Origin of the sequence: Paraburkholderia sp. 31.1, from assembly GCF_014397645.1 — a bacterium.
Classification (GTDB): Bacteria; Pseudomonadota; Gammaproteobacteria; order Burkholderiales; family Burkholderiaceae; genus Paraburkholderia; species Paraburkholderia tuberum.
On record NZ_VZQN01000024.1, the window covers coordinates 78,469 to 96,387 of the forward strand.

Annotated in this window: 16 protein-coding genes and 1 pseudogene; 10 read left to right on the plus strand and 7 right to left on the minus strand. The window is 65.1% G+C overall.

The window, feature by feature from the left end:
• Positions 1-24: 24 nt before the first annotated feature.
• Positions 25-687, minus strand: a complete 663-nt coding sequence (gene parA, locus F6X37_RS19800) for a ParA family partition ATPase (protein ID WP_013092840.1) — start codon at positions 685-687, stop codon at positions 25-27.
• A gap of 727 nt (positions 688-1,414) precedes the next feature.
• Here parA and arsC point away from each other — a divergent pair.
• On the plus strand, positions 1,415-1,774 hold the full coding sequence (arsC, locus tag F6X37_RS19805) for an arsenate reductase (glutaredoxin) (protein WP_187612487.1): 360 nt from the start codon (positions 1,415-1,417) through the stop codon (positions 1,772-1,774).
• Positions 1,775-1,828: 54 nt separating this feature from the next.
• Here arsC and F6X37_RS19810 read toward each other — a convergent pair whose 3' ends face one another.
• A complete protein-coding gene (locus F6X37_RS19810) occupies positions 1,829-2,812 on the minus strand; it encodes a sulfonate ABC transporter substrate-binding protein (protein WP_187612488.1) in 984 nt (327 codons plus the stop codon).
• Positions 2,813-3,058: 246 nt separating this feature from the next.
• Here F6X37_RS19810 and F6X37_RS19815 point away from each other — a divergent pair.
• Positions 3,059-4,397, plus strand: a pseudogene (locus F6X37_RS19815) (gluconate:H+ symporter).
• Positions 4,398-4,540: 143 nt separating this feature from the next.
• Here the strand turns inward: F6X37_RS19815 and F6X37_RS19820 are convergent.
• Both F6X37_RS19820 and F6X37_RS19825 read right to left on the minus strand, forming a co-directional pair.
• On the minus strand, positions 4,541-4,753 hold the full coding sequence (locus F6X37_RS19820) for a zf-HC2 domain-containing protein (protein WP_187612489.1): 213 nt from the start codon (positions 4,751-4,753) through the stop codon (positions 4,541-4,543).
• Positions 4,734-5,342 (minus strand): RNA polymerase factor sigma-70, encoded by a 609-nt coding sequence (locus tag F6X37_RS19825; RefSeq protein WP_184052738.1) that lies wholly within the window; start codon positions 5,340-5,342, stop codon positions 4,734-4,736. The genes F6X37_RS19820 and F6X37_RS19825 overlap by 20 nt, the downstream gene beginning before the upstream one ends.
• A 463-nt stretch (positions 5,343-5,805) precedes the next feature.
• Between F6X37_RS19825 and F6X37_RS36990 the strand changes: the two genes are divergently transcribed.
• Complete coding sequence (locus F6X37_RS36990) at positions 5,806-5,940, plus strand: hypothetical protein (RefSeq protein ID WP_018424013.1); 135 nt, start codon at positions 5,806-5,808, stop codon at positions 5,938-5,940.
• Positions 5,941-6,095: 155 nt separating this feature from the next.
• Here the strand turns inward: F6X37_RS36990 and F6X37_RS19830 are convergent, their stop codons facing one another.
• On the minus strand, positions 6,096-6,311 hold the full coding sequence (locus F6X37_RS19830) for a hypothetical protein (protein ID WP_026226445.1): 216 nt from the start codon (positions 6,309-6,311) through the stop codon (positions 6,096-6,098).
• A gap of 291 nt (positions 6,312-6,602) precedes the next feature.
• On the opposite strand from F6X37_RS19830, the gene F6X37_RS19835 reads away from it, so the two are divergent.
• Positions 6,603-7,157 (plus strand): NADPH-dependent FMN reductase, encoded by a 555-nt coding sequence (locus F6X37_RS19835; protein WP_187612490.1) that lies wholly within the window; start codon positions 6,603-6,605, stop codon positions 7,155-7,157.
• Positions 7,158-7,261: 104 nt separating this feature from the next.
• Here F6X37_RS19835 and F6X37_RS19840 read toward each other — a convergent pair whose 3' ends face one another.
• Positions 7,262-8,431 carry a hypothetical protein gene (locus F6X37_RS19840; protein WP_187612491.1) on the minus strand — a complete coding sequence of 390 codons (1,170 nt, stop codon included), beginning with the start codon at positions 8,429-8,431 and terminating at the stop codon, positions 7,262-7,264.
• 225 nt (positions 8,432-8,656) lie between these two features.
• On the minus strand, positions 8,657-10,951 hold the full coding sequence (locus tag F6X37_RS19845) for a hybrid sensor histidine kinase/response regulator (protein WP_187612492.1): 2,295 nt from the start codon (positions 10,949-10,951) through the stop codon (positions 8,657-8,659).
• A gap of 606 nt (positions 10,952-11,557) precedes the next feature.
• Here F6X37_RS19845 and F6X37_RS19850 point away from each other — a divergent pair.
• The 6 genes from F6X37_RS19850 (at position 11,558) to shc (ending at position 17,916) form a co-directional block, all read left to right on the plus strand.
• Complete coding sequence (locus tag F6X37_RS19850) at positions 11,558-11,923, plus strand: response regulator (protein WP_090808122.1); 366 nt, start codon at positions 11,558-11,560, stop codon at positions 11,921-11,923.
• Complete coding sequence (locus tag F6X37_RS19855) at positions 11,916-12,539, plus strand: chemotaxis protein CheC (RefSeq protein WP_184031036.1); 624 nt, start codon at positions 11,916-11,918, stop codon at positions 12,537-12,539. The genes F6X37_RS19850 and F6X37_RS19855 overlap by 8 nt, the downstream gene beginning before the upstream one ends.
• Positions 12,536-13,486 (plus strand): diguanylate cyclase, encoded by a 951-nt coding sequence (locus F6X37_RS19860; RefSeq protein WP_090808118.1) that lies wholly within the window; start codon positions 12,536-12,538, stop codon positions 13,484-13,486. The genes F6X37_RS19855 and F6X37_RS19860 overlap by 4 nt, the downstream gene beginning before the upstream one ends.
• A 233-nt stretch (positions 13,487-13,719) precedes the next feature.
• Positions 13,720-14,568 (plus strand): presqualene diphosphate synthase HpnD, encoded by an 849-nt coding sequence (gene hpnD / locus F6X37_RS19865; RefSeq protein ID WP_187612493.1) that lies wholly within the window; start codon positions 13,720-13,722, stop codon positions 14,566-14,568.
• Positions 14,569-14,572: 4 nt separating this feature from the next.
• Positions 14,573-15,841 (plus strand): hydroxysqualene dehydroxylase HpnE, encoded by a 1,269-nt coding sequence (hpnE, locus tag F6X37_RS19870; RefSeq protein WP_187612494.1) that lies wholly within the window; start codon positions 14,573-14,575, stop codon positions 15,839-15,841.
• Positions 15,838-17,916, plus strand: a complete 2,079-nt coding sequence (shc, locus tag F6X37_RS19875; RefSeq protein ID WP_187612495.1) for a squalene--hopene cyclase — start codon at positions 15,838-15,840, stop codon at positions 17,914-17,916. The genes hpnE and shc overlap by 4 nt, the downstream gene beginning before the upstream one ends.
• The last annotated feature ends 3 nt before the right edge of the window (positions 17,917-17,919 follow it).

Sequence of the window (17,919 nt, forward strand, 5' to 3'; positions counted from 1 at the left end):
TCAGGGTCCTTTATGCGCATAAATTCACGGGAGCAAGGCGGCGATCTCGTTGGCGCACGCCCGTACTTCGAGCGCGGCGAGCTTCGCGCCGCGGTCGTTCATCTGAAGCACCGTTTGCCCTAACGCCATTGCCTGCTTGTAGGCTTCGCGCGTGGGAATCTGGGTCTTGAGGAGAGGGAAGCCGAGTTCTTCGAGCGCGCGCTTCAGTTCGCGCGTCAGCATCCGTTTCTCTTCAGTCTTGTTGAGCAGGAACACCGCTCGCAGGTCTTCGTTCATGACCTGCGCTTGCTGGACCAGCTTGACGAGGCCGATGCTCGACCAGTAATCGGCTGGGGACGAGGAAGTTGGGATTACCGCGACGCTCGCCGCGAGCAGAACGACGCCCGAGACTTTTTCGGTGATGGAGGGCGGGCAGTCGACGACGATGATGTCGTAGTCAGCCACGAACTTCTTGATCTCGCGATGGATCTGGCTGCCTGCTTCGGACAGGTTGACGACGGCGAATGGAATACCGATGTCGCCGTCGGAGGCAGCACTGGCCCAGTGAATCAGAGTGTTTTGGCCATCCGCGTCGACGACGAGAACGCGTTTGCCTTTCTCGTGAAATGCAGCGCCGAGATGCATCGCGATGGTGCTCTTCCCGACCCCGCCTTTCTGCTGTGTTACCGCGATGATTTCTGCCGCCAAATTTCACCTCCTCTTTTTAGACGCAAATGGATTTTACCTGGTTGAATTGCGATTTCAAATGATTTGCGTAAGCGCAGTTCGGAAATTGGCCATTCGGCAAAGGGTTTATGCGCATAAAGAGGCATCGGACGCGTGTCCGGGGTCTTGCGGGATATCAGGGCAAGCGTGGACTGGGGCTTAAGCGTTGCTGATCGCTGTCCGGCGGCGGCAAAGGGAAAGTAACGAGTGCTCGCGCACTGCGTGCACAGTCGTCGGTGACTGTTCGCGGTTTTCGGGCTGATGTGTAGAGAAAAGGAGCGCACGCATCTGAGCGACCAAAGGGGTGAGAGGTGCCAGACTTTATGCGCATAAAGTTCGCGTGCCAATTGGCCCGGAGGGACCATTCGTCATGAATTCGTCCGACGCCGATTCTGCCCAGACATGGCGGCAAGCGGCAAACGTGCATCCGGCGCCTCATCAGCGGGGGATATAGGTTGTCGTTTGAATCGCGCCCGCGCGAGCAAATCTCAGGTGCGACTAGAACTCAGGGTGCCAGTATTAAACGATTCCCACTCGCCTCGAAGGCAGCGTCGGTTTATGCGCATAAACCGACCCACCTCGCCGATGGTTCAAACAACGCGGATGCCGCGCAGTCATCCCGCGCCACGTCATCAAGTCACCCGCTAAAATTCCCGAATCGTTCTAACCGTCGCAGCAACCTTCAACGGCGTAAGCCCCGAATCCAGCCATGATCACCATCTACCACAACCCGCGCTGCTCCAAATCTCGCACCACCTGCGAACTCGTCGCGAACACCTACAACTCCGCAAACGAAGCGACGGAAATCGTCGAATATCTGAAGAAGCCACTCACCGTCGCAGAGCTTGAGAAGCTCAATGCTCAACTCGGCTGTCCCGTCCGCGAAATGATCCGCGACACCGAGGCTGAATATAAAGAGCTCAATCTTGCCGACACGGCGCTGACGGACGCCCAGCTCTATGAAGCATTGGCGAAGCATCCGATTCTGTTGCAACGACCGATCGTCGTCAGAAACGGACGGGCTGTCATCGGCCGCCCGCCGGAAAATGTCGCCGCGCTTTTCGGCTGATCGCGCGACCGTCGAAGTAAAACGATGTGGGCAATGCGGACTCGAACTGCTGCGCTACGCTTTGCCGGACAGCGCGGCATCCTTGGTCACGATCTTCGTCGGGATCAGATGCAGTTCGGTGAACGTATCCGCGATGCGCTGTTGTTCCGCAAGCACGTTCGCGTCGACGGGCTTGTAGATATGCGCGTAATGCCGCAAGCCTGATTCGATCACGCTCGCGTCGAGCCCTTGAATTGGCGCGAGTTGGGCGGCGGCCTCGCTGTAATGGCCGCGCACCCACTCCCCTTCCTTGCCGACATCATCGATCACGATCGCAAGGACGTCGCCGTTCTGTTGCGCGAAGGGCCGCGCGCTCAGAAAGAACTGGTGGTGACTCACGATACCCTCGGCATCGGCGAGCTGCCGCGCGTTCGTTTGCCGCCTGGCGGCTTCGAGGAACGGATCCCAGATCGCCCACGCATCGACCGCACCGCGCTCGAAGGCCGCGCGTGCATCGGCGGGCGGCAGATACACGGGTTGGATCTCGCTGAACTTCACGCCGTTCTTCTGCAACGCGGCGACGAGAAACCAGTGCACATCCGAGCCCTTGTTCAGCGCAATCTTCTTTCCCTTCAAATCGGCCAAGGTTTTGATTGGCGCGTCCGGATGCACGAGGATGCCTTCGGCGTGCGGCGTCGGAATTTCATACGCCGTGTAGACGAAATTGGCACCGGCGGCCTGCGCGAACACGGGCGGCGCTTCGCCCACATAGCCGAAATCGATCGCGCCGACGTTCAGCCCTTCCAGCAATTGCGGCCCAGCCGGAAACTCGGTCCATTTGACCGTGATGCCGAGTGGCGCAAGCCGCTTTTCGAGCGTGCCGTGCGCCTTCAGCAATACCAGGGTGCTCGCGGCTTTCTGATATCCGATGCGAAGTTCTTTTGCATGTTCATCGGCGGCAAATGCGGCGGCGGAGAAGACCGGCAACGCGGCGGCGGCCAGCGTTGCGCCTACGCCGGCCAGAAACGTACGGCGCGTCAGCACCGAATCACGGGACATGAGAATACTCGTCGAAAAAGAATTTAACGGACGCCAAAAGATGGTCCGATTGGCTCCGACGATAATTCGTCTGCGAGCCTGGACGAACCGATAAATTCGCATAAGCAAATCATGCGGCAGTAGCGAAGCATTGCCCAAAGCCCAACCTGTCCCCTCCCGCTACCATCGACCGGCAAAACAAGCGCCCGCGACCACCAGCTCGCGGCTGCATCGATCGACTGCAAACGAAGAGAGGAAAAAGCCGCCGTGCCTGTAACGACAACACTGACACCGTGGGCCGCCCACGACACCCAACTGATCCTGTCGTGCGCGCTTGGACTAGCACCGATCATCATCTTCATCGGCATGCTCAAGCTCGCGCCGTTCCTGTCGATCCTGGTCGGCACCTTCGCGGCGGGCTTCACGGCCGGCCTGCCGCTCGAAGCAGTCGCGAGCGCGTTCAGCAAAGGCGCCGGCGCGATGCTCGGTGCGTTGATGGCCGAATCGGGCGCCGCCGACCGGCTCGTGTCGACGATCCTCGCGCACTCGACCCCGCGCACGCTGCCGTGGATGATGGCCGTCGTCGCGCTGCTCATCGGCCTGCCGCTGTTCTTCGAAGTCGGCCTCGTGATGATGGTGCCGATCATCTTCGTCATGGCGCGTCGCGCGCAGCAGCCGATTCTGCGCATCGCGATTCCCGCGCTCGCCGGTATGACGACGCTGCATGCGCTGCTGCCGCCGCATCCGGGTCCGCTGATCGCGGTGAGCGCGTTGCACGCCGATCTCGGCTTGACGTTGGGCCTCGGCCTGATCGTGGCGCTTCCCGCGGTGGTCCTCGCCGGTTTGCTGTATGGCATCTGGCTGTCGAAACGCATGCACGTCGTCGAGCCTGAAGAAATGGGCAAGCTGTTCACCGCCGAGCAGAACGGCTTCGAGCCGCCGGGCTTCGCGATCTCTCTGATCACGATCCTGCTGCCCGTCATTCTGATGCTCGGCCGCACGGTCGCGAAGCTGCTGCTCGAGCCCGAAACGTTGCTCTTCGATACGCTGAATTTTCTTGGCGAGCCGCTGATCGCGCTGGGCCTCACCGTGCTGTTCGCGGTGGTCGCGCTCGGCTGGTCGCGCGGCATGGCGCGCGAGCGCGTCGGGGGCATTCTGCGCAAAAGCCTGCCGCCGATCGCCGCGCTGTTGCTGACGATCGGCGCGGGCGGCGGCCCTGAAGCAGGCGCTCGTCGCAGCGGGCATCAGCGCGACGATCGGCAAGATCGCGGTCGGGGCGCATATGCCGCTGATCTTGCTCGCCTGGTTGCTCGCCGTCGCGCTGCGTCAGGCCACCGGCTCGGCGACGGTCGCCACGACGACGACGGCCGGCATCGTCGCGCCGGTCGTCGCGGGCCTCGGCGCGACGCACAATTCGCTGATGGCGCTCGCGATCGACGCCGGCTCGGTGTTCTTCTGCCATGTGAACGACGCCGGCTTCTGGATGGTCCGCGAATATTTCGGACTCCAGCTTAAACAGACTGTGCTGGTGTGGTCGGTCTTGCAGACGATCGTATCGGTCGTCGGTCTCGCGTTGACGCTCGTGCTGTGGAGCGCGTTGACGTGAGCACGGCGCGCGCGACAGCCTCACCCATTTGGGCCGCGTATTGACGCGCGCACAGCGATGAAGCATCGCATGCTCGCTTTTTCGAACGCTATCGCGACGTGCCGATCGGCGAGCGCTGAACTACGGTGTTGCAAAGCGGCAAATCACTCGCCGCCGCTCACCGCTCCATCCACGCTCGCCGCTCCGCTCGCCACATGCGCGGCGACCCGCAGCAGGCGGATCTGTTTGCGATAGTTCCGGCACCCGCTGCAGGTCGGCAGATGCAGGCGGATCGCGAGCCATTCGCCAGTCGACAGGGAGCGGTCGAGCGCATCGGATAGCAGCCGCGTGATGTCCTTACATTTCCCCATTCGCATCCTCGCTGGATAGGCCTTTTTCGCTCAGGCACGTGCGCAGCCGCAGCCGCGCGCGATAGATCAGCACGCTGCAATGATTCGCGTTGATCTGCAGTTCGGCGCAGATCGCCGCGATGTCGAGGTCGAGAAACTCCCGCATCATGAACACGCGTCCAATGTGCTCGGGCAAATGCTCGAGGCACATCTCGAACAGCGTCCAGAATTGCTGCTGGCGCAATGCAGTTTCGGGTGTCGGCCACGGACGCGGTTTGGTCTCGCGCGACCAGTGGCCGTTGTCCTTGAAGAGCTCGCGATCAAGCAGCGCCTCGCCGTCGAGTTCGGCTTCGAGCGCCGACAGATTGACCGTGCGCTGGCGCGCGCGCAGCGTGTCGACGAGCTTATGGCGCAGGATGCCGAACACCCAGGTCTTGTGCTCCGACTGCGCGGCGAAACGCGTGGCCTGAGTCCACGCGGCGGTCAGCGCTTCCTGCACGGCGTCCTCGGCGGCCGCGGCGTCGCGCAATTGCAGACGGGCGAAGCGCACGAGGTCACGCCGCAATTGCGCGAGATAGATGGGATCGTCCAGCGAGGGAGCGCCTGGCTGCGTCACGGCATGCTCCGTCGCTGCGCTGTCGGCCGCGCGCTGCCCTGCGCGTGTCGTCCTGAAACGTCGTGATTCATGAGCGGATGGTCGTCCTCGCACGGTTTGCGGATGCGTGCGCCATTCTCCCTCACGTTCCTGCCCTAGCGAATCGGTATTGAACATATGCCCCTTGGCAATCGATGCCCGAGGAGCTTCGTCGCGCGGCGCGGCCGCTTATGACACCGGAAATTAATTGTTGCAAGAAATGATATTTCGAGCCTGCGCGACAAGGCGGTCGGATCGCCATACGGGCCGATCAATGCGTCGCGGTCGACCACCAATTCAACGCGACCACGCAATAGCGATTATTTCAATTTATAAAATAATGTCTTCTCATCTTCGCTGTTTGTGGACGCGGGCTCCCTCGCTATTCTTCACGCCATCGATCGCATCAGATCGCGCAACCAACAAACAAACGAGGACGCATACCATGAAACGCATTTTCTCCGCCCTGATCGCTTCGGCCGCGCTGTTCGCAGCGGCTTCGGGTGTCGCTCACGCCGACGCTCCGGCTTCGACCTGCAACGGCCCGGCGTCGTACTGCAACGTATTTTTTGGCAACTGACCGGCACGTCGAAATACGCAGCAAGGAAGCATGAGAAAAGGGCGCCGGCAACGGCGCCCTTTCGTATTCCAGTATTCAGCATTCGGCCTGCATGGGAATACGGCGGCGTCAAGCGGCCCCTTCTAGCCACGGCCGACGGACAACCCGCGAGAGTCCTAGCGGCTCGGCGCCTTCCCTCCGCCATCGAGTCCGGCGCCCGTGCGCCACACCTGTTTGCCTCGCTCCGACAACTCGCCGCAGCTATGCGTGGCGTCGGCTTCGACGCCGTCGACGGCCATCTCGCCGCCCGCCGGCTCCTGCGCGCGCTGCCGCGCCTTCTTGCGCGCGGCGACCGCTTCGTCGTGGGATTTTCCTGCATAGTCGAGACTCATGATCCGGTCCTCCAGAATGTCGATGGTGTCCCATTTGCCTCAGATCGCCCTGGCCCGAAGGCATGCTTGATTGGCAAGGCAAAAGTTCCACTTATCCACAAGGTTATTCAGCGAATCTGTGGATAACTTTTCGAGCCGCGAGGTTATCCACCGACAGGTGCCGCAAGAATCCTTCCCGATCCGCTATGAGCTGGCCAAATCCGCCAGGGCCTGGGCGTTTCGCGCGGCTTTTGCCTATGATGGACAGTTCGTACTCTCTGCGCGTCGAGCGCCTTACCCGAGGAAGCGAACATGGCCTATCACATTGCAGTGGTCGTCGGCAGCCTGCGGCGAGATTCGTTCAATCGTCAGCTGGCTCAGGCGGTGATTTCCCTCGCTCCAGCCGATTTCACCTTCGAATACATCGATATCGGCTCCTTGCCGCTGTACTCCCAGGACTACGACGCCGACTATCCCGAAGCCGGCAAGAAGCTCAAGGCGCGCGTGCAAGCCGCGGACGGTCTGCTGTTCGTGACGCCCGAATACAACCGCTCGATACCGGGCGTGCTGAAAAACGCGCTCGACTGGGGCTCGCGGCCGTGGGGCACCAACTCGTGGGCCAACAAGCCCGGCGCGGTGCTCGGCACCTCGGTCGGTGCGACCGGTAGCGCGCTCGCTCAGCAGCATCTGCGCAACGTGCTCGCCTATCTCGACGTCGCGGCGATGGGGCAGCCCGAGGTGTTCATCAAGCACGATCCAGCGGTGATCAACGAAAAAGGCGAGATCGTCAACGACGGCACGCGCAAGTTCCTGCAGACGTTCATGGACCGCTACGTCACGTGGATCAAGCGGCACGGGGCGGTGTAGCCGAGCCTTAGCGCCGCTGACCGCGTCCTGACCATCCGCCGAAGCAACGCGAACACAGCGCGCGCCGCGTAAGGCGGCCGCGCTCGTGTCGCTCGGCGCATCGCCTACACGTGGTGATGGCCGGTCACCCGCTCCCAGCCGTGACGCACCGCGAGCTTGAAGCGCTCCCACGTGTTGTCCGGCGACGTGGTTTCCCAATGGCGGCGTGCTTCGGGCTCGATCTCATCCCACGGACGATTGCGGAATCGCGCGTCGCGAGCGATCTCCGCGCCGTAGCGATAGGCCGGCACATAGTCTTCGTAGCGCGCGTTCGCGGCGGCGTACTGCTCGTCGTAGTGCGCGCGGAAATCTTCTTCGTACTCCAGATATTCGTTCGGCATCTGCGCGCCGGGACCGGTGCCCGGCTGCCCGCCTTCTGGGACGATGTCGGACGGCTGCATCACCGCGCCCGAACCTGGTACCGAGCCGGCGGCGATCGCGCGGCGTCCCGCATCGCCGGCGAGCGGATCGACGATGGGTTCGTTGACCGGATCGCTCAGCGGCCGTTCGCTGATCGGCGGCGGCGCGAACGGCTTGGCGGCGGCGCCGATGTCCGCCGGCGGCATGGCGGTCAGCGGATCAGGGCGCGGGGTGGCGGGAGGGGGCATGGTGTCGGGTGCGGTCGTACCGGTCGCCGAAGTGGCGCCCGTCGCGCCGGCGATTCCGGTCGATTCGGTCATGGCCGCCGCACCCGCTGCGCCGCTGCTCGAACTCACGCCCGCCGCCCCCGGTGTCGCAGTGGTGTCGCGCATCCCGGGCGTCGCACCCGCCTCGGTCGTTACGCTCGACGTGCGCGGCGTTCCCGGCATCACCGCGCCGATGCCCAGCTCATCGAGTATCGAGTGGTCGCGGTCGGTGGCGGCCGGCGTGTCCGCCTCGGGCGGGCGGTCGCCGATATCCGTCGCGCCGAGCCGCACGAGCGTATTGCGCGCCAGCTCCGCATGCGACTCGCTTGCCGCGTGGACGCACACGAGCACCGCGCCGCGCCGCATCGCCTCGGCATAACGCGCGGTGTCCGATGGGCGCGGCCCGGTCGAGAACAGGCTGGCAAGAAAGCGCTCGATATTCGCGAGCACGCCCGCGTTGGCGACTTCGCTGGTGGCCGAGCCAACCGAAGGTTCGGCGTTCGCCTGCAACTCGATTTTCTCGCGCGCAAAGCCGGTTTGCACGAGCGTGTCGCGGGCGGTTTCGGCCTGCATGTAAGTGTCGAATAAACCAATCACGGTATGTTGCATGGTTGTCTCCCGACATGTTCTGCTGGAACGGGCGACGCTCGCAGCGTCGTCCCCTTGCCGTGTGCAGGCAAGCAACCTTCATGCCGCGCGGCGCCGCCGCGTCCCATGCCCAGCCGCGCTGCCCGGCGTGCTACGCATGACGCGGGTTCACGATGAAAAAAGCGCGGCATGTCAGCGCCGCGCTTTTTACAAGGCCCGGTAAATGACGCCGGCACGGCGCGGACATCAGGTATCGGCCGGATGCGTGGCGGCATCGTTGCTCGTTTGCACGGCGTCGTGCTGGATCGTTTCGAGCAGTTGCTCCAGCAGTCCGATATCGAACGGCTTGGACAGCACGCGCACGTTCGCGTGCCGCGCGCGGTCGAGCTCTTCCGCGTAGCCGGTGACGAGGATGACCGGCAGCTGTGGGTCGAACCTGAGCACCGCTTCGGCCAGATCGATGCCATTCATCTTGCCGGGCATGTGGATGTCCGACAGCACCAGATCGAACGGCAGCGGCTCGCCGGTGCTCGCGCGCTTCGCGCGGGCGTCGTCGAGTACATGCAGCGCCGTGTCGGCGTTGAACACGCAGGTGACCTGATGACCCATCATCTGCAGCAGCGCCTCGGTGCCGGCCGCGACTTCTTCGTTGTCCTCGACGAGCAGCACGCGCAGGCCCTGTGGCACGCCGCTTTCGGTCGCTAGCGCTTCTGCAGGCCCGGCCGTGTGCGGCTCGGTCGACGCGCGCGGCAGATAGAGCCGCACCGAGGTGCCCGCGCCGATCGCGCTGTCGATTGCCGCGAGCCCGCCCGAGCCCTCGCAGAACGCGAAGACCTGCGGCAACCCGAGTCCCGTGCCCATGCCTTTGGGCTTGGTCGTGAAAAGCGGCTCGAACGCGCGCGCGAGCACGTCGGGCGCCATGCCGGCGCCGGTGTCCTCGAGCGACAGTTGCACGAACTCGCCGGTCAGCGGAAAGCCGTCCTCGTGACGGAACACGACATTGCTCGCGCGCACCGTGAAGCGCCCGCCGTTGGCCATCGCATCGCGGGCATTGACGGCGACGTTGATCAGCGCGAGCTCGAGCTCGGCGACGTCGACGCGCACCGGCCAGGTATCGACGCCGCTATTGATCACGAGCGACACCTTCGCGCCGAGCGACGCGCGCAGCAGTTCGCGGCACGACGGCAGCCAGCGTTCGAGCGACAGCGTCTCGGTGCGCAGCGGCTGCTTGCGCGCGACGCCGAGCAGTTGCCGCGTCAGCGACTGGCCGCTCTTCAGCGCGCGCTCCATCGCCGACAGTTCGCGCTCCAGTCCGCCGACGCCGCGCCGTCGCACGATCTGCACGTTGGCCGACAGGATCATCAGCAGGTTGTTGAAGTCGTGCGCGACGCTGCCGACCAGCCTGCCGAGCGCTTCCATCTTGCGCGACTGGCGGTACGCGGATTCGATCGAGCGGCGCATCGATGCCTCGGCCTGCCAACGCTGCCACGCTTCCTCTTCGGCGCCGAGGCGGCGCAGCGACAGCCAGATCACGCACCACAGCGCGATCGACGGCGTGAACATCGACAGGACCAGCACGCTCAGGTGCTTGTACCAGGCGGCCCAGATCGCCGACGTGCGATAGCCGCACAGCACGTAGACCGGATACGAGCCGACGTGCCGGAAGGCGACGATCAGGTTGCCGCCGGCGAAGCTCGAGCGCATCCGCACGACGCCGGAGCGCTGCCCCTGCCTGACCGCTTCGGCGAACGGCGAATCGGACGCGAGCGCGGTCGGCTCGCGTGGGCCGCGCGGGTAATGCGCGAGCACCGCGCCGTCGGTGCGCACGAGGCTCATGATGATCGGCGTAGAGTCGCTGCTGCCGAGCAACTCGCGATAGAACGCGTCGAAATAGCTGGGCCGCAGCGCGATCGACACGACGCCCGCGAACGAGCCATTGGGCGCCTGGCGCTCGACGCCCATGTTGAACACCTGCTCGCCGCTCACATGTCCCGTCATCACTTTCGACACGCGTTCCAGCACGTTGCCGTCGCGGATGCCGACGAAATCGTCGCGCTGGCCGACCGAATTTTCCGGCGACGGATACAGGCGGCTGCTCACGAGCAGCGCGCCCTGCTGGCCGAAGATCGACACCGAGGCCACCTGCGGATAGCCGCCGCCCATCGTGCGCAACTTGTCGTGAATCGTGTGTTCGCGCGCGCGAATGCCGTCGTCGTCGAGGCCGTCGGTCAGTTCGACGATGCGCGAGTTCAGCGTCTCGTTCATGTCGAACACCTTCAACGCGTGTTCTTCGGCGACCCGCACCGTGCGCAGCGCCAGATCGGTGGCGTCGGCCTCGCGCGAGCGCAGATCGGCGAATGCCATCGCCGCGACGTAGACGAACGGCAGCACGATCGCCGCGACCAGCAGCGCGATCAGCGTGATGCGACGCACCTGGAAATTCTGTTCCGGCACGGTGGGAAACGACGCGTCGTCCTGCTCGCGGGCAGGACGACGCGAAAGACGGCCCGCGCGCGCGGAGTCGACCCGGTCTGATGTCATTGTCGTTGACGCGAAAAGTCGTTCGGATGTGGCAGCCCCGTATCGGGCCGTTGCCGGCACCATGCCGCCTTCAGAACAAGCATAGACGCAGCACGGAATAATTTGCCGCAACGCGTTGGAGATGGGCGTCCGCCGTGCCGGCCGTTCTTTAAGAGCGGCTTTAAAACAGCGACGAATCGGGAAGCGCAAACGTACACAAAAGGATAAAGATAAAAGAATGTCCGCCCCGACGATAGATCTATTTCTGAAATTCGCCTAGCAGAGAAACAGATCGTTACCGTCAGCGATTCTGGCGAGTTGCTTTTGCGCGACTTTACTTCGACAATCCTCGTCACGATAAAAAGGGCCGTTGCCACCTCTGTGCGACGGATCGTCAAGGTTCGCCAAACGCGTCCTGCTGCATTCGCACCCCCTCTCGCCAAAGGCAATCGCAATTCGACAGGCGCCACTGTACCTGGTCGCGCATCGGTCGGCATCACGCGAAGGTGTGCCGCCCTCCGCTGTCGTGACGAACGAAATACGCACACAACCAGGCGCGGAAAGCGCGCAGACGAACCAGCCGATTCCTTTATCCGACCCGCCCAAACCGCCCGACCCGCCGTTGCCATGCTCCCCATTGTGATCGCCGACGATTCGCTGCTCGCCCGCAAGTTGCTCACGAAGGCACTGCCGCCCGACTGGGCAGTCGACGTGTCCTACGCGACGAACGGGCACGAGGCGCTCACGCTGTATCGCGAGGGCAAGGCATCGGTGATGTTCCTCGACCTGACGATGCCGGACATGACCGGCTACCAGGTCCTCGAAGCGTTGCAGCACGAGGACCTCAACACCTTCGTGATCGTCGTTTCCGCCGACGTGCAGCCGCTCGCCCAGCAGCGCGTGCGCGAGCTCGGCGCGATCGCGTTCATCGCCAAGCCGGTGACGCCGGAGGCGGTCCTGCCCATCCTCAAGGAGTACGGCTTGTATGTCTGAGCCCGCCTTCACCGAAGACCAGCGCGACGCGCTACAGGAAATCGCCAATCTCGCGATGGGCCGGGCCGCGACGCGGCTAGCGGGCCTGCTCGATTCGTTCATCGAACTGTCGGTGCCGCGCGTGCGGATGGTCGCGGTGAGCGATGCGGCGCGCACGCTGCGCGAGATGACCCATATCGACGACACAGTCAGCGCGGTGCGTCAGGGCTTTCGCTCGGACATCAAGGGCGAGGTGCTGGTGATCTGTCGCAGCGACAGCATCGCGCAGCTGTGTTCGCTCGTCCGCGACCCGTACGCGCGTTCGAGCTACGAGGAGGTCGGCGAGCGCGAACTGATGCTCGACGTCGCGAACCTGCTGTCCGGCGCGTGCGTGTCGTCGATACTCGACCAGCTCGGCCGCACGCCGGTGTTTTCCGCGCCGGGCATGCTCGGCGATACGCTGACGCTCGACGAAGTGTTCCAGCCCGGCGTGCTGCAATGGCAGGTGGCGCTGCTCGTCGAAGTGAATTTCGCGCTCGAGCATCAGAGTTTTCGCGCGCATCTGGTGATGCTGATGGCCGAAGAATCAATCCGTCACATGAACGAAGCGCTCGATGCGCTGCTGTCCAGTATATGAACGTCTCCGTGGAATCGTTGAGCGACCTCGTGGTCGAGCGGGTCGGTTTTGGCATCTTCGTGCTCGACCGTGAACTGAACGTGCTGATGTGGAATCGCTTCATGCAGGACCATAGCGGCCTGTCGGCGGAGCAGGTGGTCGGCCACTCGATCTACCAGAACTTTCCGGAGCTGCCGCGCGTGTGGCTGTCGCGCAAGATCGAGAGCGTGTTTCAGCTCGGCAGCTTTGCGTTCAGCTCGTGGGAGCAGCGCCCGTATCTGTTCAAGTTCGATCACGACCGGCCGATCACCGGTGGGGTCGACTTCATGCAGCAGGACTGCACGTTCATGCCGCTGATGCGCGGTCGTGAAGTGGTGGCCGTGTGCGTGACGATCTCCGACGTGACGCATGTGAGCATCGTGCAGCGCGAACGCGAGGAGGCAGTTGCGAAGCTGCAGGAGTACGCGAATCGCGACGGACTGACCGGCATCGCGAACCGGCGCTTTTTCGAAACGCGGCTGCGCGACGAGTTCACGCGCTGGCAGCGCTACGGCGGCGACATCTCGATGTTGCTGTTCGACCTCGATCACTTCAAGAAGATCAACGACCAGTTCGGTCATGGCGTCGGCGATACGGTGCTGCGTGTGATGGCGCAGCGCGTCGCCGGCGTGGTGCGCGCACAGGACACGTTCGGGCGCTTCGGCGGCGAAGAGTTCGCGCTGCTGCTGCCGTGCACGCCGCTCGACGACGCGATGCTGGTGGCCGAGAAGATCCGTCGCGTGATCGAGGAAACGCCGGTGGAGCTGATCGGCACCAGCGTGCCGGTCACGGCGAGCCTCGGCGGCGCGACGGCGCGCGCCGGGGTGCCCGCCTACGACGTGCTGATCAACGAGGCCGACGCGGCGCTCTATAGCGCAAAGCGTCAGGGCCGCAACTGCGCGGTCGCGTTCCGGCTCGCGGGAGCCTGATTCGCCAGCGGGGGCGGCGCGGTCGAGGCCGCCGCGCCCGGCGGCCTTCCTTCCCGTCCCCCTATTGACCGGCGAAACTGCGGTCACCGGCAAAGATTGCTATACTTTTCGCCGTTTCCGGCCGCCCAGCCGGATGTTTCGCGCGTGTCCGCGCGCGCGGGCCCACTGCCCTGCGGGTCGGCATAAAAACCTCTTTGAACGCCTTTCAGCGGGCGCCTCCAGCGGAGATCGTCTTGGCTGTTTCCAATCTTGTCGTGGACGATACTGAAACCGACGCCGCTGCCGCCACGTCCGGCAGCTCGTTTTATCTTGCGATGCGCATCTTGCCGGCGGCGCAGCGCGATGCGATGTACCAGGTCTACGCCTTCTGCCGCGCCGTCGACGACATCGCCGACAGCGACCTGCCGCGCGCCGAGCGCGCGGCCGGGCTCGAGCAATGGCGCGCCGAGATCGACGCTTGCTACGCCGGCCAGCCGCGCGCGTCGCTGCGCGCGCTGACGCGGCACATTCACACGTTTCATCTGCAACGCGAGGATTTTCACGCAATGATCGACGGCATGGCGATGGATGCCGCCGCCGACATCTGCGCGCCCGACGACGCCACGCTCGACCTCTATTGCGACCGCGTCGCGAGCGCGGCCGGCCGTCTGTCGGTGAGGATATTCGGGATGCGTGACGAGCCGGGCCGGCTGCTCGCGCACCACCTCGGCCGCGCGCTGCAGCTCACCAACATCCTGCGCGATATCGACGAAGACGCCGTCATCAACCGCTGCTATCTACCGCGCGAGCTGCTCGCGCGCGAAGGCATCGCGGCCACGGACCCGCGGCAGATCGCTGACGATCCGACGCTGCCGCGCGTCTGCGCGACGCTCGCCGAGCGCGCGAAACAGCACTTCGCCGCGTCCGACGCGATCATGGATCGCGAGCCGCGCGCTCAGGTGCGCGCGCCGCGCATCATGTCGGGCGTCTATCGCGTGCTGCTCGAGCGCGCGCTGGAGCGCGGCTTCGACGTTCCGCGCACGAAGGTCCGCAAGCCGAAGCTGCGCCTGCTGTGGATCGTCGCGCGTTACGCGCTTTTCTGAGCTGATGCCGAAGCTCGTCCACGTGGTCGGCGCGGGCGTGGCCGGGCTCGCCGCCGCCGTGCAACTGCAGCGGCGCGGCGCGCGGGTCGTGCTGCACGAAGCGCAGGATCACGCGGGCGGCCGCTGCCGTTCGTACTACGACGCGAAGCTTGGTGCGACGCTCGACAGCGGCAATCACATCGTGCTGTCGGCCAATGCCGCGACGCTCAACTACGTGCGCGCGATCGGCGCCGCCGACGAACTGGTCGGCCCCACGCAGCCCGAGTATCCGTTCGTCGATCTGGCCACGCGTTCGCGCTGGAGCGTGCGTCTGTCGCCGGGGAGTTTGCCGTGGTGGATTTTCGATGCGCACGCGCGCGTGCCGAACACGGGCCCGACCGATTACCTGTCGCTCGTGCCGCTGCTGTTTGCGAAACCGGGCCGCAGCGTCGCGCAGACGATGCGCTGTCACGGTCCGCTGTGGGAACGGCTGCTGCGGCCGCTGCTGCATGTGCTGCTGAATCTGGAGCCGCGCGACGCGTCGGCCGAACTGACCGGCGCGCTCGTGCGCGAAACGCTGCTCGCGGGCGGGCTCGCGTGCCGGCCGCTGGTCGCGCGTAATGGTCTTGGCAGCGCGTTCGTCGATCCGGCGCTGCGTCTGCTGCAACATGGCGGCGCGACGATCCGGCTCGGTTCGCGTCTGCGCGACATCACGTTCGCGGCCGACGCGGCCCGTGTGCAGGCGCTGCATTTCGACGCTGAGAGCATCGCGCTCGGCGCGAACGAGGCGGTGATTCTCGCGCTGCCGCCCGAAGCCGCAGTGGCTCTCGTGCCGGGCCTGCGCGCGCCGACGCGTTTCGCGGCCGTGCTCAACGTGCATTTCGCGGTCGAGCCGCCGTTCGGCTTGCCGCAGATCACCGCGCTGCTGAACGGAACGGCCGAATGGCTGTTTGCGTTCGACGACCGCCTGTCGGTGACGCTCAACGGCGCCGAGCGGCTCTTCGACACGCCGCATGACGTGCTGGCGGCGACCGTCTGGGCCGAGGTCGCGCAGGCGGTCAATCTGCCGGCCGCGCCGCTGCCGCGCTGGCAGGTGGTGATGGAATCGCGCGCGACGTTTGCCGCGCTGCCCGCGCAGGAGACATTGCGGGCGGGCACGCGCACTCGCTGGAACAATTTGCTGCTCGCGGGCGACTGGACGGCCACCGGCCTGCCCGCGATGCTCGAAGGCGCGGTCCGCTCCGGCCGGAAGGCCGCGGATACGCTGCTGAATCAACCGATGGAACGCAGATGAACGACTTATCTCACACCCCGCCGCTCGACGCGGCGCTGCCCGAAGCCGCCGATGCGGCGCCGGACCTGGCCGAAGCTGCCGTGGTTGCCAACGCGCCCGCCGTGGCGGACGCATTGACAACCGCAACGCCGGCGCCCGTGCGGGGCGCGAGCGCGCTCGACGCATCGATCACGCGCGCGACCGATGCGATCCTGGCCGCGCAGCAGCCGGACGGCCATTGGGTCTACGAACTCGAAGCCGACGCGACGATTCCGGCCGAATACGTGTTGCTGGTCCACTATCTCGGCGAAGCGCCGAACCTCGAACTCGAACAGAAGATCGCGCGTTATCTGCGCCGCATCCAGTTGCCGAACGGCGGCTGGCCGCTCTTCACCGACGGCGCGCTCGACATCAGCGCGAGCGTGAAGGCGTACTTCGCGCTGAAGATGATCGGCGACCCGGTCGATGCCGAGCACATGGTGCGCGCGCGCGATGCGATCCTCGCGCACGGCGGCGCGGAACACGCGAACGTGTTCACGCGAATCCTGCTCGCCCTCTTTGGCGTGGTGTCGTGGCGCGCGGTGCCGATGATGCCGGTCGAGATCATGCTGCTGCCGGTGTGGTTCCCGTTCCATCTGTCGAAGGTGTCGTACTGGGCGCGCACGGTGATCGTGCCGCTGCTGGTGCTCAACGCGAAGCGGCCGCTCGCGCGTAATCCGCGCAAGGTGCGCATCGACGAGCTGTTCCGCGGCGCGCCGGTGAACACCGGCATGAACGAGCGCGCACCGCATCAGCACGCGGGCTGGTTCGGCCTGTTCCGTTGTGTCGATTCGGTGCTGCGCGCGGTCGATGGCCTGTTGCCGAAGGCGACCCGCGAGCGCGCGATCCGCGCGGCGGTCGCGTTCGTCGACGAACGGCTGAACGGCGAGGACGGCCTCGGCGCGATTTTCCCGGCGATGGCCAACTCGGTGATGATGTACGACGTGCTCGGCTATCCGGCCGATCATCCGCATCGCGCGATCGCTCGCAAATCTCTCGACAAGCTGCTCGTCATCAAGGACGACGAAGCGTATTGCCAGCCATGTCTGTCGCCGGTGTGGGATACGTCGCTCGCCGCGCACGCTTTGCTCGAAACCGGCGAAGCGCGCGCCGAACAGGCGGCCGAACGCGGGCTCGCGTGGCTGCGTCCGCTGCAGATTCTCGACGTGCGCGGCGACTGGATTTCGCGCCGCCCCAACGTGCGGCCGGGCGGCTGGGCGTTCCAGTACAACAACGCGCATTTCCCGGATGTCGACGATACCGCGGTGGTCGCGATGGCGATGCACCGCTCGGCGGCGCTCACGCAATCCGATGTCGATCGCGAAGCAATTGCCCGCGCGCGCGAATGGGTGGTCGGCATGCAAAGCAGCGACGGCGGCTGGGGCGCGTTCGAACCGGAAAACACGCAGTACTACCTGAACAACATTCCGTTCTCGGACCACGGCGCGCTGCTCGATCCGCCGACCGCGGACGTGTCGGGCCGCTGTCTGTCGATGTTCGCGCAGATCGGCGAGCTGCCGCAAAGCAGCGAGCCGGCGCGGCGCGCGTTCGACTACATGCTGCAGGAGCAGGAGTCGGACGGCAGCTGGTACGGCCGCTGGGGCCTGAACTACATCTACGGCACATGGACCGCGCTGTGCTCGCTGAACGCGGCCGGCATGCCACACGACGACCCGCGCATGCGGCGCGCGGTGCAATGGCTCGTGTCGATCCAGAACGACGACGGCGGTTGGGGCGAGGGCGGCGAGAGCTACAAGCTCGACTATCGCGGCTACGAGCGTGCGCCGAGCACCGCGTCGCAGACAGCCTGGGCGCTGCTCGGACTGATGGCGGCGGGGGAGGTCGATCACGAGGCGGTGGCGCGCGGTATCGACTATCTGCAGCGTGAGCAGCGCGAGCATGGGCTGTGGGACGAAACCCGGTTTACCGCGACCGGCTTTCCGCGCGTGTTTTATCTGCGCTACCACGGTTATCGCAAGTTCTTCCCGCTGTGGGCGCTCGCGCGCTTCCGTCATCTGAAGCGCAATGGGCTCACGCGCGTCACGGTCGGGATGTGACGG

Coding starts and splice junctions, on each gene's coding strand:
- F6X37_RS19835 (WP_187612490.1), top strand. CDS start 6,603: ATGGCCTATCACATTGCAGTGGTCGTCGGCAGCCTGCGGCGAGATTCG.
- F6X37_RS19850 (WP_090808122.1), top strand. CDS start 11,558: ATGCTCCCCATTGTGATCGCCGACGATTCGCTGCTCGCCCGCAAGTTG.
- shc (WP_187612495.1), top strand. CDS start 15,838: ATGAACGACTTATCTCACACCCCGCCGCTCGACGCGGCGCTGCCCGAA.
- F6X37_RS19860 (WP_090808118.1), top strand. CDS start 12,536: ATGAACGTCTCCGTGGAATCGTTGAGCGACCTCGTGGTCGAGCGGGTC.
- hpnE (WP_187612494.1), top strand. CDS start 14,573: ATGCCGAAGCTCGTCCACGTGGTCGGCGCGGGCGTGGCCGGGCTCGCC.
- F6X37_RS19840 (WP_187612491.1), bottom strand. CDS start 8,431: ATGCAACATACCGTGATTGGTTTATTCGACACTTACATGCAGGCCGAA.
- F6X37_RS19820 (WP_187612489.1), bottom strand. CDS start 4,753: ATGCGAATGGGGAAATGTAAGGACATCACGCGGCTGCTATCCGATGCG.
- F6X37_RS36990 (WP_018424013.1), top strand. CDS start 5,806: ATGAAACGCATTTTCTCCGCCCTGATCGCTTCGGCCGCGCTGTTCGCA.
- arsC (WP_187612487.1), top strand. CDS start 1,415: ATGATCACCATCTACCACAACCCGCGCTGCTCCAAATCTCGCACCACC.
- F6X37_RS19845 (WP_187612492.1), bottom strand. CDS start 10,951: ATGACATCAGACCGGGTCGACTCCGCGCGCGCGGGCCGTCTTTCGCGT.
- F6X37_RS19855 (WP_184031036.1), top strand. CDS start 11,916: ATGTCTGAGCCCGCCTTCACCGAAGACCAGCGCGACGCGCTACAGGAA.
- F6X37_RS19810 (WP_187612488.1), bottom strand. CDS start 2,812: ATGTCCCGTGATTCGGTGCTGACGCGCCGTACGTTTCTGGCCGGCGTA.
- F6X37_RS19830 (WP_026226445.1), bottom strand. CDS start 6,311: ATGAGTCTCGACTATGCAGGAAAATCCCACGACGAAGCGGTCGCCGCG.